The sequence below is a fragment of the Tardiphaga robiniae genome (assembly GCF_013359755.1).
Taxonomy (GTDB): domain Bacteria; phylum Pseudomonadota; class Alphaproteobacteria; order Rhizobiales; family Xanthobacteraceae; genus Tardiphaga; species Tardiphaga robiniae.
The window spans coordinates 158,557-172,961 of record NZ_JABMCJ010000076.1 but is presented as its reverse complement, the minus strand read 5'-3'; the positions used below and the strand labels follow the sequence as shown (position 1 = coordinate 172,961).

Here is a 14,405-nt window from a genome sequence, read left to right as displayed (position 1 = left end):
TATATTCAGAGGACGCATTTGTTCAAAACTTGGAAGTAGCCGACGGTGTGCCCAAAATTTAATCTTTCGCTTTTGGGACGCGTCGTGCTCACCGGGCCGAACGGCGTGGTCGGCTTGCCAAACAAGAAGCTCTCGGGATTGCTTGCTTATCTGGCTTGCATGGCACCGGAGCCTCAGCCGCGCGAAAAACTGTCGACCCTGTTCTGGGGGTCTTATTTCGACGCGCAAGCAAGGCAGAACCTCCGTCAGTCACTGTTCAAGCTACGTCAAATTCTGGGTCGCGATGCTCTCAAGAGCGATGGCGAGTTCGTATCGCTGAATACGACGGTGATCCTGTGCGATATCAGCCGGTTCGAGGCCCTGGTGCGGGAGGGCGGCCGTGATGCGCTGGGTGAGGCGGCGGATCTCTATCGAGGGCGCTTCGTCGATGACATCGGAGTTACCGAAGAAGGCTGGAGCGATTGGCTGGCTGGCGAACGCCAGCGATTTCAGGAGCTGGCTCTGACTGCGATGGTCGGGCTCGGCGAAAAAGAACTGGTCGCCGGTCGCGCTGATCACGCATTGAAGGCCGGGCACCGTGCCAGCGCACTGAACAACATGCGTGAGGATGCGCACCGGCTGATCATGCAGGCTCTGTCTGCAACCGGGCGTAAAGCTGAAGCGCTCAAATACTATCAAGAGGTCGTTGGGCTTCTGAAGCGAGAGCTCAACACAGAGCCGGACGAGGCAACCAGAGCGCTCGTTGCTGAATTACGCAGAGCCCAGACACTGATCGAATCGGCGGCTGTCGGCGAGATCGAGATATCGACTCCACTTGCGCCTGCTCTGATGATGGTCGCGGATCAACCATCCATCGTGGTTCTGCCGTTTCGGAACATGAGCGACGAGCCGGAGCAGGAATACTTCGCTGATGGCGTCACCGAGGACATCATCACCGCTTTGTCGCGCTTTCGCGAATTCGTGGTCATCGCACGCGGATCGAGCTTCGCCTTCAAGGATAGAAGGCTGACCAGCCGGCAAATCGCGCAACAACTGGGTGTTCAATACGTCCTGAGCGGCAATATCCGCAAAGCGGGCAACCGCATTCGTGTATCGGCCGAACTAACCCATGCCCGCGATGAGGTTCAGGTCTGGTCTGATCGCTACGATCGCGCCATCGTCGATGTTTTCGATCTGCAGGATGACATCAGCGCAAGCGTCGCTGCAGTGATTGATCCGGCCGTGCGGAGCGCCGAGGTCGAGCGCGCAAGGCGCAAGCCGCTCTCTGATCTTTCGGCTTACGACATCTACCTGCGAGCGCTTCCCCATCTATGGAACGGAACCCGTGACGGGATCACGAGGGCGATCGTATTGTTGCGACAGTCTCTCAACCGCGATCAGCTGCGCCCAGCCACGCTGGCGTCCCTTGCCTGGGCACTTGTCATGGCTTCGCCTCTGGGGGCGGCGGCGTTGCCGGGAACGTTGGTCGAAGCCCTCGTCTTGGCGCGCCGCGCCGTCGAGCAAGATGGCGCAGATGCTTTTGCCCATGCGGTCTATGGCTTCACATTGTTTGGTCCGGTCGGCAACAACGATCAGGGGCGCATCCACTGCAAGGAAGCTGTGCGCCTCAATCCAAGCTCCGCCTTCGCCTGGGGCATTCTTGGAATGATCGACAGCATGGGGGGCGACTATGAGCATGCTGTCACATGCCTTCACCGGTCGATCGCCCTCAGCCCCTACGACAATATGCTCCATTTTTGGATGACGGGCCTGGCTGCATCATGCTTTGCGCTCGGACGCCCTGAGGATGGTGTCTTGTGGGCGCGCAACTCGATCCAGCAAAATCCGGCCAACGGTACGGGCCATCGCATGCTGGTAGCCAATCTTGTAGCCGCCAGGCGATTGGAAGAGGCCCGCGACGTGACGCGTCAGCGCGATGCCGTGCAAAAGACAACTATAACAGAGCTTCGTGCCATGCGCTTTTTCAAGCAGGACGACGATCTTGAACGTTACCTATCGGCCCAGCGCGAAGCCGGCGTTACGGCTTGAACTTCACGCGCCGACTGCAGATATCAACGTCCGGACGGTCATGAAGATCAGGATGAGCGAGCCCACAGTCCAAAAGGTCGCGCGTATCTCATGAATCTGTCCGGTGAGATAGGCGACGAAGTGAAGCAGACGTGAGGCGACGTAACCGTATAGCAGCCATTGGGCGAGCAGCAGGGACGGTTGCGTGAGAATGTAGAGCAAACCCGCGACCAGGAAGTAGGGCAGGCTCTCGAGGTCGTTTATTTGGATCCGGCGGATCCGCTCGACGCGCTCGTTGGGCAAGAGTTGCGCCGGGTCGGGCGCGGGGTTCATGGGCGTCTTCTTGATATCCTCGGGTGAACGGTAGCCGCCTTTGACGTCGACCATACGGACTACAGTCAGCCACGACATCGCCACAGCCTTGAGGATCGTCAGGCTCGCGGCAATGACGTAGGCAGCGAATAGCGGATCGTTCAGAGTGAGTTTGTCCAATGTGCCGTCCCCCATAGGCCATAGATCGTATCTATGGCCCAGCGCGTTTCCCAGCGAAATACAATGTCTGTGTCTGTTTACGCGGGATTTGGCCCCCCGTACGAGTGTTGATCGGGGGCTGTCGCCTCTTGGTCATCAGTTTTGCGGGAGGAGACGGCTGAAGGAAGGTAGTTTGAGGCAAAGCTTGACGATGAGAGGGAGCGCGAGGACAGGGATGACGCACGCAGCGACATAACCCTCCGCGAGAGATGGCAGACCAAAGCTGGCCGCTGCCCACACGAGAGTGACATTACGGTTTCCGCTCACGAGGCCTATCGTTCCAGCGGTCTGTAACCCCATTCTCGCGAATGTCAAAATTGCGAGCGCGCACAGTCCAAAGTTGGAGACGACCGCCGCGGCGAGCATGACATCGAAACGTAGCGGATTGCTGATCCAGTGGGTCCGTATGCCCTGTGAGGTTGCCAGTCCGACGATGATGAGTCCGATAACGGCGACCCCGGTGGCAGCGTGTTGGTCGGGCAGAACGGGCATCAGATTCCGGTGAAACCGTATTGCCAGAAAGGCAACCAAGCCTGCAGCGCCGATGATGCTGAACAATCGGATAGCCAGCGCGCCCATGTCGAATTCAATTCCAAGTCCGAGCACTGTGGCAAAACATGGAATTGAAATCGGCGCGAGGAGGGTTAGTGCGATGGACACGAGTAAAGCGAGACGGGTCCGCAGACCAAGCATCCCAGCGATCGCGGCCGCGCTTCCGACCGGCGGCGCCAGGAGCGAAAGCAGAACACCGGCCCGCAGCGCAGGATCAAGCGGAAGGAAGGACAGTAGAGCGGCAGCGGCCAGAGGAAGCGCCAGGCCGACCCAGGCAATCACCAGGGCCATCAGAGGCAGACGAATCCTGGCTTCGGATGGTGCGAGACCGGCTGCGAGAAACGAGCCTAGTGTCAGCAGAAATGCGGAGAACGGCAAAAGATCGTAGCCGAAATGAGCGAGAGGTTGGATCAACAGCCCTGCACAAAGCGAGATCACCAAAAGCGCTGGTCCTTGTCCGCCAAGTGCGGACAATAGCCTGCCAACCATCTGCATGCGCGCCCCTTGCCTCGTTTACGTATTTGCCCTGGCGGGCCTCTCAAGTGCTCCGCGGAACGCGAAGCAATCGCGATCGCAATCATTGGAATTGCATCGGTCCGAAATCGGTAGCTATCTGGTAGAGACTCTTGCGACCCGAATGTGCGGCCGCAGGCCTCGCGTGGCACCCGTTGAAGCCTGTCGAAGTCTTAGTTGGGCGCTGCAGAGGTGCTGTTAAAAGAATGCGTGCAGTATGAGCGTTAGATCGTCCGATCAATCGTTGTTGGAAAAGACGAATGTTATGCTCTTGGTCGAGCGCAGGTCCGCCGCAACAATCGGATTGTGATTTTGGACTAGCGGCGCTTTAGTAGCCAAGGCTCCCAGAAAAACCGTGACGCTTCGGCATGCGCTTCGTACAGGCCGATGCCGATATCGTGGAGAAAATCGGGACGGTCTCTGATATCGGCGCGCAACTCTGCTCTGAAACGGGCTCGCTGTCGCCACGTGGCAGGCAGGCTGAAGATCGCGCCGAGACGCAGATGATCGTCGCCTGATACAAACTGTGCGTAAGCGCGCATGGTGGTGCTCCGATTTTGTGACCGGGATATCCCGGCACATCGCCGCGTGACATCCATTGAAGCCTGTCGACGTCGTCGCCGACGTCAGTCGGGCGTCAGAGCAGCGTTATTTCCGCTTAAGGCGCTGCCAAAAAGGCCGCCAGGCGTGTCGAACGCGGTCAGGAAGGGCTTCGTCTTGCGCATTCTGCGCGTCAGAACCGGATTCGCGATCCACGCGCTGTAGCGGCTCTGCGATCTAGCGACCCGTCTTGAAGCTTGATGCCGAAGCCAGAGAGACAATGTCCGCGAAACGCTTGCGCTCGGCTGCAAGGCTGTGCTGATCAGGGGCGGCCACAGGACCGGCCGGGTGCATCGTTTCTACCCGTTCTATTAAGTCGGTCGCACCGTTACGCGGCTGCTTAATGGGCCGCGCTCGCTCACCTTGCGTTGAATTCGGGCAAAGCGCTTTTGTCGCCAGCGATCGATCGGCTGATCGACAAGATGATAGATCAGTATCGACGTCGTCACGGTGAGGAATAGCGCGCCATAGGACGCTAGAAGCGTCTCCGGCAGCAATATCCATCCAAATAGAAAATGGCAGATATAGATTGGATAGGACAGCTCGCCGAGGTATCTGTCCCATCCTATGTTCTTGCTTAGCTCGAACAGTCTGGGAACTGCACCGATCACAATGGCGAGGAACGAGATCGACGGCAGCGTCTCGAATCCTTTCGACTTGTTGATCGTGAGGCAAACGAATATCAGCGCCGAAGCCAGTACGAGCAATCCATTCAGGCGCGCTCGCCTGCTGTCATCTCCGGATGCGTATACTTGGTAGCCTAGCGCTCCCGCGCAGAATAACGCCATCTCGGAAGGAAATACGCGATAGGACCACGGGTCTCCACTGAAGCCGAATAGCCATTGAACTCCCATCCGGAAGACAAGGCTTGCAGCGATAACTGAGGCAATCACGATCGGTCCTCGTCTCACCAGCAACGGCGCGAGTAGATAGAAGTAGATCTCCAGTGCCAGAGTCCATGCCTGCGGAATCGGGGCGAATGTGTAGAGCAGGTCGGGTACACCGGCCGGCTGCAAGGCGAGCGCCAGCCCACCATCTCGAACGACCAGAAAAAAGTACGTCTCCTGACCAATGATCACTAATTGGGAGACGACGAAATATGCGGCGTCAAACGGGTCCAGAGACATCAGTTGCTTCCAGTGCCCGGTCACGACGAGGGAGAGAGTCAGCACGAGCAGGTATGCCGGAAACAGGCGCAGCAGGCGGTTGGAGATGAACAGCCGATAGGAACCGGGCGCGTATTTCTCGTTCAGCACCAGGGCCATATAGAACCCAGAAATAACAAAGAAGCTCTGTACGGCGATGTCGCTGGTGAGAATGCCGAAAGGCAGCCCGAAATGCGCGAATGCAACGGAAATCGCGAGGATGATTCTGAGCGTGCCCATCGTCGAATCCTGCGTGGAAAACCTTTAGTGGCTGTTAATAGATACGAATGGTTCTGCGGGTGGCATGGTTCTTTGCCATCGCCGTCAACGTCTTAGGGCCCTGGATGCGCCGAGGCACCCATAGCCTCATCCTTCGAGCCTCCCAGGAGCGAGCTTCTCAGGATGGGTGACACAGGGTGTGTCTACAGCACTCAGATACTTGTTCCTGCGACACTCTGTCGTCGATCTGTCATCCCGGCTTGATATCAGCCGAACAGCAAATGGGTTGTCCGATTCTTCCGGACACGCTGGGCGGAACCTTCGATGACGACGCTGGATCTCGAAAAGTCCATTGTTGAAACGGCCTATGCGCGCTGGGCTCCGATCTATGATGCGGTGTGCGGTCCGGTGATGCTGAAGGGGCGCCGTGCGGCTGCGGAAGCAGCGCGCGCTGTGGGCGGCAAGGTGCTTGAAGTCGGCGTCGGCACCGGCCTGTCATTCGATGACTATGATGCGACAACCGAGATCACCGGTATCGATCTGAGCGCGCCCATGCTCGCCAAGGCGCGCGCCAAGATGGCAACCGGCCGCTATCCATGGGTCAAGGACATCAGGGAGATGGACGCCCATGCGATGACCTTTGCCGATGCCAGTTTCGACTGTGTCGTCGCACAGTTCGTGATTACGCTGGTCGAGAATCCCGAGCAGGTGCTGTCGGAATGCCACCGTGTGGTGAAGCCGGGCGGCCGCATCATTCTCGTCAATCATCTGTATTCGGAGACTGGTCTGGCAGCCGCCGTCGAGCGCTGGGCCGCCGTGAAGACGCGCTCGCTCGGTCTGCGCCCGGAATTTCCGTTCGCGCGGCTGCAGGCGTGGTCGCAATCGAACGCTGAATCGATCCTCGTCGAACGCCGCAAGGTGGCGCCGTTCGGCATCTACACATTGGTTACTTTTGAGCGAACCGCGGCGGCGCTGGCGGCGTAAATCGTCATCGCCGTGTCATGCAAATCAGTTAGCTGCTCGACATGGAAAGAGACGTGATGAGTGAAGGCAACGAAAAGCGCTTTCGCACCTTGTTTATCTCCGACGTCCACCTTGGCGCCCGCGGATCGCAGGCTGACCGGCTGCTGGACTTCCTCCGTACCCATGATGCCGATACCATCTATCTCGTCGGCGACATCGTCGATGGTTGGGCGCTGAAATCCGGCTGGCACTGGCCGCAGTCCCATAACGACTTCGTGCAGAAGATGCTGCGCAAGGTGCGCAAGGGCGCCAAGGTCGTTTACATTCCCGGCAATCACGACGAGTTCCTGCGGAGCTATTACGGTACGCATTTCGGCGGCATCGAGGTCGTCGAGACTGCGACGCATGAAGGCGCGGACGGCAAGAAGTATCTTGTCATCCATGGCGACATTTTCGACCTCGTGGTGCAGAACGCGCGCTGGCTCGCCCATCTCGGCGACAAGGCTTATGACTTCGCGATCCAGATGAATCGTCTGGTCAATGCGCTGCGCAAATTGTTCGGCTTCCCTTACTGGTCGCTGTCGAAATGGGCCAAGATGAAGGTGAAGAACGCCGTCAACTATATCGGCGCATTCGAAGAGACGCTGGCCGGCGAGGCACGGCGCCACAGCGCTGACGGTGTGATCTGCGGTCATATCCACTACGCGACGATCCGTGACGAGCACGGCATCCGTTACATGAATTGCGGCGATTGGGTCGAAAGCTGTACGGCGCTGGTCGAACACGAGGATGGCCGCTTCGAGATCATTACCTGGACCGATCCGGTCCGCCGCGGCATGCCGGTGCAGGCGCTTGCACCGGCCAAGGCGGCGTGAAGGATGGCGGCCTGATGCGCATTCTCGTTGCTACCGACGCCTGGCATCCCCAAGTCAACGGTGTCGTGCGCACGCTGACGATGATGGCGGAGGCGGCGAAGGGCTTTGGCGTCGATGTGAGTTTTCTCACGCCGGAATCGTTTCGTACGGTCGGGCTGCCGAGCTACGCTGATTTGCGCGTTGCGATCCCGAGCCGCCGCAAGATTGCACAACTGATCGACGAGGCGAAGCCCGACAATATCCATATCGCCACCGAAGGCCCGATCGGATTTTCCGCGCGTGCTTATTGCCGCCGTCGCAACATTCCCTTCACCACCAGTTTCCACACGCGCTTTCCCGAATATATCTCGGCGCGTTTTCCGATCCCGGAGTCTTGGGTTTGGGCCGGCCTGCGCCGTTTCCATGGGGCGAGTTCCGCGGTGATGGCGGCAACGCCGGCGTTGGCGACCGAGCTACGTGACCGCGGCTTCCGTAATGTCGTGCTGTGGCCGCGCGGCGTCGACGCCAATCTGTTTCATCCGCGGCAGGTCGATCTCGGCAAGCCGAAGCCCATTTTCCTCTCGGTCGGCCGCGTCGCCGTCGAGAAGAATCTCGAAGCCTTTCTCGATCTCGATCTGCCGGGCACCAAGGTCGTGGTCGGCGATGGTCCGGCGCGTGCGGCGCTCGAAGCGAAATACCCGGATGCACTGTTCATGGGCGGGCTGCAGGGCGAGGCTCTGGCAGTTGCCTATGCCTCAGCCGATGTCTTCGTGTTTCCGAGTAAGACCGACACCTATGGTCTCGTGCTGCTCGAGGCGCTAGCGAGCGGCGTGCCGGTGGCAGCCTTCCCGGTGACGGGTCCGAAGGACGTGATCGGCGCGTCGCCGGTCGGTGTGTTGTCGGATGACTTGCGGCAGGCCTGTCTCAAGGCGCTCGAAATCTCGCCGCAAGATTGTCTCAAGTTTGCTGCCGGTCACACTTGGGAAGCGTCGGCACGCGCTTTCGTCAACAATATCAGCCATGTGCGGGCCGAAATCGCTGCCCGTGCACCGTCCGCAGCGAAGCATCCGCGTTTTGCTGCCTGATCTGCGATTGGTATAGCTTGCCCGCTGGTTGTGCCGCGCGATAAAATGCGCCCATGACAAACACTCCATTGCCGATCACATCCGCCGATATCGATGCCGCCGCGCGCGTCATCGCCCCTTATGCAGCGCGTACGCCGTTGCTCCGGTCGCCTGCGCTCGATGCGCTGACCGGCGCGAAAGTGTTCCTGAAGCCCGAAGTGCTGCAGCGAACCGGCTCGTTCAAGTTTCGCGGCGCCTTCAACAAGATTTCCTCGATCCCCGAGGGTGAGCGCGGCAGGGGCGTCGTCGCATTCTCCTCCGGCAATCACGCACAGGGCGTTGCCGCCGCAGCGCAGATACTCGGCATGAAGGCGACCATCGTGATGCCGTCCGATGCGCCGGTGTCGAAGGTCGAGCGAACCAGGGGCTATGGCGCCGAAGTCGTGCTCTATGACCGCGACAAGGAAGACCGCGAAGCCATCGCCCGCGATATTGCCGGCAAGAGCGGCGCCACGGTCGTGCCGCCCTATGACGACCCGTTCGTGATGGCCGGGCAGGGTACTGTCGGACGCGAGATCGCCGAGGACATGGCCGCCCTCGGCATCGTGCCGGACATCGTGTCTGCACAGGCCTCCGGCGGCGGTTTGATCGGTGGCATCGCGACCGCCGTGAAGGCGCGTTTCCCCGAGACGGCAATCATCGTCGCCGAGCCTGCGGGGTTTGACGATCACGGACTCTCATTGCGCGCCGGCAAGCGCGTCGCGCACAGCAATTCGGGCCGCACGATCTGCGACGCTCTGATGGCCCTGACGCCCGGCGAAATCACCTTCGCCGTCAATCAGCATCTGCTGTCGGGGGGCGTCACGGCCACCGACGACGAAGTCCGCAAGGCGATGGCTTTTGCGTTCCGCGACTTGAAGCTGGTGGTCGAACCCGGCGGCGCCGTGGCGTTGGCCGCGCTGATGCAGGGGCGTTTCGACGCGCGCGGCAAGACGGTCGTGATCGTTTTGTCGGGTGGCAATGTCGATGCGGATCTTTACGCCAGGATCATCAATGCCTGATCGGGATTGAGGCGCTTACGAGAAGAACGCGATCTTCTCGGCCTGCGTCATCTTGCGGATTGGCGCCAGCGGGTCCAATGCCGGTGCGTTCGGATCCGCGATCACGCCGCCAGCGATCAGCGCTGCGCCGAGTGATGGCGCGGCGGCTTCCGGCTGAGGTACCAGATCTGGCTGCGGCGGCTCGGGTGCCAGTGCAACCTCGGCGATCTGCGCCAGCGTCATCAGATCGGGATTGAGGGCTTCGGGCTCGGCTGACTGAACAGCGACAGCTTCAACCCGCATCACCTCAGGCTCAAGGTATTGAGGCTCGGCAAGCTGAGGCTCAATAATGTCCGGCTCGCTCAGATCGAGCGCGCCCATCTCTGCGGCGACCATATCGAGGACGGCGAGGTCATGTTCGTCCTCTGCAATCCCTGCCGTTTCAGACGCTTGCGGGACATCGTCTGCGGCGATAGCCGCGGAGGCCTCGGCCATCGTCGCGGCGAGCTCCACGGTGGCTTCTGCGATAGGAGCAACTGCTTCGGCAACGGCCTCTGCTGCGACCGTTTCCGCAAAGACCGGCTGGGCAGCCGCGCGCGCCGGTGCAGTGCTTGAGATCGTGACCGTCTCAGCCAACACTTCGCTCGCCTGTGACTTGAACAGCGGCGTCACGGATGCTTCGCGCGCTTCTGCGACAACGTGCTCAGCCTTCTCGGCAACCGGAGTCGGTTCGGCCTGCGCAGTTGTCGCCGCGCTGCCATCGACCATCTGCTCGATGCGCTGCATCAGCAAGTCGTAGCTCGCCAACACGTCCTCGCGGCCATTGCCGTTGAGCGCCTGCTGGCCGGCCTCGATGGCCTTCACCTGTGTGTCCAGGAGATCGCAGATGCGCGTGTCGGCGCCGCATTCGCGCAGCGTCCAGGCGATCTCGCGGATGATGCGGGTGCCGTTGCGGGCACCGGTCAAAACCTCGTCGGTGTCGACGCGCGGCATCGCCTCTATGGCGCTGGCCTTGGCCTGACGGACGGCAGAACGGATCGCGCCGAGCGCGGCGATCAGGCTCAGCGCCGGCGCCTGCTTCTGGGCGGCGAGATTGGCTTCAAGGCGCGTGACGGCTTCGAGAACCAGGCTGGTATCGGCGGTGCGGTTGCGCTTGGCATATTCGGCAAGAAACCAGCGGCCGCGCGCGGTCTCCATGAAGGCTTCGCGGATCGCGTCATAGTCTGCCTCGCCCGGCAGGGTGGGCCGGGCGGAGATCGGCGACAGGGCAAATGCTTCTTCGGCCATCATGATAACTCGTGGCGCGCACAGGGATGCGCGGTATGTAACCATCTCCACGATCCCGTGGCGAATCGCAATTCACCTCATGATAGCCGAATCTGCCACCCATAGCGCCCCGCAAATCCGCCGCAAATTCGCGCAGCGGCTGGCGATGTTCTACGGCACCGTGTTCGGCTCCAGCGGCTTCTATCTGCCGTTCTTCCCGGTCTGGCTGAAGGCGATCGGCATCGACCCGACCTGGATCGGCGCCATCCTTGCTGTGCCGTCGATGACGCGCTTCACCACGCTGCCCTTCATCACCGCTTTCGCAGAGCGCCGTCATGCCCTGCGCCAGACGATGATTGTCTGTGCCTTCCTCACCATGATCGGCTTTGCGACAGTAGGCACGCTACGCGAACCGCTCGCCGTGCTCCTGGTGTTCGCGCTGACGGCAGTGGTCTGGACGCCGCTCACGGCGTTGACCGATGGCTATGCGCTGAAAGGCGTGGTGCGCTTCGGCTTCAGTTACGGTCCGCTGCGGCTGTGGGGCTCGGCCGCCTTCGTGGTTGGCGCGCTTGCCTGCGGTCTGGTGGTCAACTGGCTCGACGGTGAGCATTTGATCTGGGTGATTGTTGCAGCGATGGTGCTGTCGGCTGTCGTCAGCCTTGGTCTGCAGCCGTTGGGCGTGCCGACAGGCGACGGTACGGTGCTCTCGAAGGCAAGCGCGTTGCTACGCGATCCCGGCTTCCTCGCCATCGCGATCTCCGCCGCACTGATCCAGGGCAGCCATGCCGGTTACTACACCTTTGCGTCGATCACCTGGCAGGCGGCTGGGCTCGACGGCCTCACCATCGCTGGTCTATGGACGCTCGGCGTGCTCGCCGAAATCATCCTGTTCGCGGTGTCGCCACGCCTGACATTGGCACCTGCGACCATGGTCATCCTCGGTGGCCTCGGCGCATTGTTGCGTTGGACGCTGACCGCGCAAACGCTTCCGCTCCCGATTCTCGTGGTTGTGCAATTGCTGCACGGCGCGACCTATGGCCTGACGCAGCTCGGTACTATGGGCCTGTTGCTGCATCACGTGCCGCCGCACGTCATGGCGCGTGCGCAGGGCTACGTCACCGCCTGCACCGGCCTTGTGATGAGCAGCATGGCAGTTCTGTCAGGCGCGATCTATGCGCGTTACGGCGAGGGCGTTTACTACGTGATGGCCGTGCTTGGCCTGGCCGGCGCGACCGTCACATGGTTCGGCCGGCATCGCGCCGGGCAGCCGCCGGGCGTTGCGGGCGATCAGCCCCAGAGCGCCGCGTCGGGCGGATAGACCGTGCTTTCGTCATAGCGCAGACCGCCGTCGCGATCTCCGGCGAGCAATAGCGGGCCATCAAGATCGACGAAGCGTGCATATTGCGCAATCAGCATCGCGGGCGCCATCGCCAGCGACGTCGCCACCATGCAACCGACCATGATGTCGAGATTCATGGCACGCGCGGCATCGGCCATCGCCAGCGCTTCGGTCAGGCCGCCGGCTTTGTCGAGCTTGATGTTGATCGCATCGTAACGCCCGCGTAACGCCTCGAGCGAAGCGAGGCCATGCACGCTCTCGTCGGCGCAAACCATGATCGGCCGATGCACATGCATCAGCGCATCATCCTTGCCTGCCGGCAGCGGCTGCTCGATCAGCGTGACGCCGGCGTTATGGCAGGCATCGAGATTGGCTTTCAGGTTGTCCGGCGTCCAAGCCTCATTGGCATCGACGATCAACTCGGATTCCGGTGCAGCCTGGCGCACGGCCGTGATGCGGCTGATGTCGTCGTCACTGCCGAGCTTGATCTTCAGCAGCGGTCGATAGGCGGCCTTTGCGGTGGCGGAGGCCATCGCCTCGGGCGTACCAAGCGAGATCGTATAGGCGGTGGTGCAGGCGCGCGGTGCCGGCCGCTGCAGCATGTCCCAGACGCGCTGGCCCTGGCTCTTGGCTTCGAGGTCAAGCAGGGCGCAATCCACGGCGTTACGGGCAGCACCGGCAGGCATGGTCGATTGCAGGGCGCTTCGGTCGAGGCCCGCGGCAAATCGGTCCTGCATCGCCAGGATAGCCGCCAGCGTGGCCTCCGGGGTCTCGCCATAGCGCGCATAGGGGACGCATTCGCCACGGCCGGTCAAACCGCCGCGGTGGATCTCGGCGACCACGACGACGGCCTCGGTTTTGGCACCGCGGCTGATGGTGAAGGCGCCAGCGATCGGCCATTGCTCGATCCGGGCGGTCATTAGGGTGGGGGCAGCGTCGGATGCGGACAATGCGGCGTCTTTCGGGCTGTGCCGGTAACGGCGGGTATTGGCGTGTCTATAAGTTTACGTGATCGCCGTGAACTTGTTTGCGACGCAATGCCGGTGTCTGACAGGGCGGATTAAGGCTATATTAACCATAGCAACGTGTTGGCTTCACTTGGCTTCTCAGAAACGTATTTGGGCGTGTTAATACTTTGTTCATGCACAGACTGAACGCCCGCGGGAGCCTGTTTTGAGCGGCCCGACCCTGGAACAGATCGCGAAAGGCGACGGCTTGGCGCTGTGCGCGGCTGGGTCGTGGACGGCGCGTTTTGCCCCCGCGCTCGAAAAACTCGTCGGCGAGGCCGAGAAGCTGACCGGTAGCCGCCCCAACATCTTCATCGACGTGTCGCAGGTCTCCAAGCTGGATACATTCGGCGCGTGGCTGATCGAGAGGTTGCGTCGGGCGCTGACCAATGGCGGCCACGAGGCGCAGATCGCAGGCCTCTCGGCGAATTACGCGACCCTGGTCGACGAAGTCCGCCGCGTGAAGCCTGCTGTCCCGTTACCGGCAAGCGGTAGCGCCCTGACTGCCGTGCTCGATGGCATCGGCCGCAATATCTATGGCATCGGGGAAACCCTCGTCGCGCTGGTCGATATGATTGGTGCCGTGATCGCGGCCTGGTTCCGCGTCTGGCGGCATCCGTCGAAATTCCGGCTCACCTCGGTGGTGCATCACCTGGAGCAGGTGTGCTGGAACGCAGTACCGATCGTGGTCCTGATCACCTTCTTGATCGGCTGTATCGTTGCCCAGCAGGGTCTGTTCCATTTTCGCCGCTTCGGCGCCGACGTCTTCGTGGTCGATATGCTCGGCGTGCTGGTGCTGCGTGAGCTCGGCGTGCTGCTGGTGGCGATCATGGTCGCCGGCCGGTCCGGCAGCGCCTACACAGCCGAACTCGGCTCCATGAAGATGCGCGAGGAGATCGATGCGCTTCGTACCATGGGCTTCGATGCCATCGAAGTTCTGATCCTGCCGCGCATGGTGGCGCTGGTGCTGGCGCTGCCCATTCTCGCATTTCTCGGCGCTATGGCTGCGCTCTATGGCGGCGGTCTGGTCGCCTGGCTCTATGGGGGCGTCGATCCATCGTCATTCCTGTCGCGGCTGCGCGAGGCGATTTCGATCAACCACTTCATCGTCGGCATGGTGAAAGCGCCTGTGATGGCCATGGTGATCGGCATCGTGGCCTGCGTCGAAGGCCTTGCCGTGCAGGGCAGCGCGGAGTCGCTGGGGCAGCACACAACATCGTCCGTGGTGAAGGGGATCTTCTTTGTAATCGTGATGGATGGCGTATTCGCGATCTTCTTCGCAACGATCGGGATCTGACGGCCATG

Annotated in this window: 13 protein-coding genes; 8 read left to right on the top strand and 5 right to left on the bottom strand. The window is 61.2% G+C overall.

The annotated features are described in order from the left end of the window. Positions 1–159: 159 nt before the first annotated feature. Positions 160–2,028, top strand: a complete 1,869-nt coding sequence (locus HP556_RS08295; RefSeq protein WP_246297520.1) for a BTAD domain-containing putative transcriptional regulator — start codon at positions 160–162, stop codon at positions 2,026–2,028. 3 nt (positions 2,029–2,031) lie between these two features. On the opposite strand, the gene HP556_RS08290 is transcribed toward HP556_RS08295, so the two are convergent. Both HP556_RS08290 and HP556_RS08285 read right to left on the bottom strand, forming a co-directional pair. Beyond that, positions 2,032–2,514: an MAPEG family protein gene (locus tag HP556_RS08290; RefSeq protein WP_246297501.1), complete on the bottom strand. Its 483-nt coding sequence runs from the start codon at positions 2,512–2,514 to the stop codon at positions 2,032–2,034. Between the two features lie 120 nt (positions 2,515–2,634). Next, complete coding sequence (locus HP556_RS08285) at positions 2,635–3,585, bottom strand: hypothetical protein (RefSeq protein WP_246297499.1); 951 nt, start codon at positions 3,583–3,585, stop codon at positions 2,635–2,637. Positions 3,586–3,971: 386 nt separating this feature from the next. Between HP556_RS08285 and HP556_RS08280 the strand changes: the two genes are divergently transcribed. Continuing rightward, positions 3,972–4,121, top strand: coding sequence for a hypothetical protein (locus HP556_RS08280; protein ID WP_175366585.1), 150 nt, complete (start codon positions 3,972–3,974; stop codon positions 4,119–4,121). A gap of 393 nt (positions 4,122–4,514) precedes the next feature. Here HP556_RS08280 and HP556_RS08275 read toward each other — a convergent pair whose 3' ends face one another. After that, positions 4,515–5,588, bottom strand: a complete 1,074-nt coding sequence (locus tag HP556_RS08275; RefSeq protein ID WP_175366584.1) for an acyltransferase family protein — start codon at positions 5,586–5,588, stop codon at positions 4,515–4,517. Between the two features lie 303 nt (positions 5,589–5,891). Here HP556_RS08275 and HP556_RS08270 point away from each other — a divergent pair, with 303 nt between their 5' ends. The 4 genes from HP556_RS08270 to HP556_RS08255 are packed head-to-tail and all read left to right on the top strand — an operon-like array spanning position 5,892 to position 9,509. Next, positions 5,892–6,551, top strand: a complete 660-nt coding sequence (locus HP556_RS08270) for a class I SAM-dependent methyltransferase (protein WP_175366583.1) — start codon at positions 5,892–5,894, stop codon at positions 6,549–6,551. A gap of 56 nt (positions 6,552–6,607) precedes the next feature. After that, a complete protein-coding gene (locus HP556_RS08265) occupies positions 6,608–7,405 on the top strand; it encodes a UDP-2,3-diacylglucosamine diphosphatase (protein ID WP_420878657.1) in 798 nt (265 codons plus the stop codon). A 14-nt stretch (positions 7,406–7,419) separates the two neighbouring features. Continuing rightward, positions 7,420–8,469 (top strand): glycosyltransferase family 4 protein, encoded by a 1,050-nt coding sequence (locus tag HP556_RS08260; RefSeq protein WP_175366581.1) that lies wholly within the window; start codon positions 7,420–7,422, stop codon positions 8,467–8,469. 53 nt (positions 8,470–8,522) lie between these two features. Next, a complete protein-coding gene (locus HP556_RS08255) occupies positions 8,523–9,509 on the top strand; it encodes a threonine ammonia-lyase (RefSeq protein WP_175366580.1) in 987 nt (328 codons plus the stop codon). 15 nt (positions 9,510–9,524) lie between these two features. Here the strand turns inward: HP556_RS08255 and HP556_RS08250 are convergent, their stop codons facing one another. Next, positions 9,525–10,778, bottom strand: coding sequence for a hypothetical protein (locus HP556_RS08250; RefSeq protein ID WP_175366579.1), 1,254 nt, complete (start codon positions 10,776–10,778; stop codon positions 9,525–9,527). Between the two features lie 76 nt (positions 10,779–10,854). Here HP556_RS08250 and HP556_RS08245 point away from each other — a divergent pair, with 76 nt between their 5' ends. Continuing rightward, complete coding sequence (locus HP556_RS08245) at positions 10,855–12,072, top strand: MFS transporter (RefSeq protein WP_175366578.1); 1,218 nt, start codon at positions 10,855–10,857, stop codon at positions 12,070–12,072. Here HP556_RS08245 and dgcA read toward each other — a convergent pair. Continuing rightward, positions 12,042–13,013 (bottom strand): N-acetyl-D-Glu racemase DgcA, encoded by a 972-nt coding sequence (gene dgcA / locus HP556_RS08240; RefSeq protein WP_175366654.1) that lies wholly within the window; start codon positions 13,011–13,013, stop codon positions 12,042–12,044. The two genes, HP556_RS08245 and dgcA, sit on opposite strands and share 31 nt — an antisense overlap. A 253-nt stretch (positions 13,014–13,266) precedes the next feature. Between dgcA and HP556_RS08235 the strand changes: the two genes are divergently transcribed. Beyond that, on the top strand, positions 13,267–14,397 hold the full coding sequence (locus HP556_RS08235; protein WP_089265213.1) for an ABC transporter permease: 1,131 nt from the start codon (positions 13,267–13,269) through the stop codon (positions 14,395–14,397). Positions 14,398–14,405 lie beyond the last annotated feature (8 nt).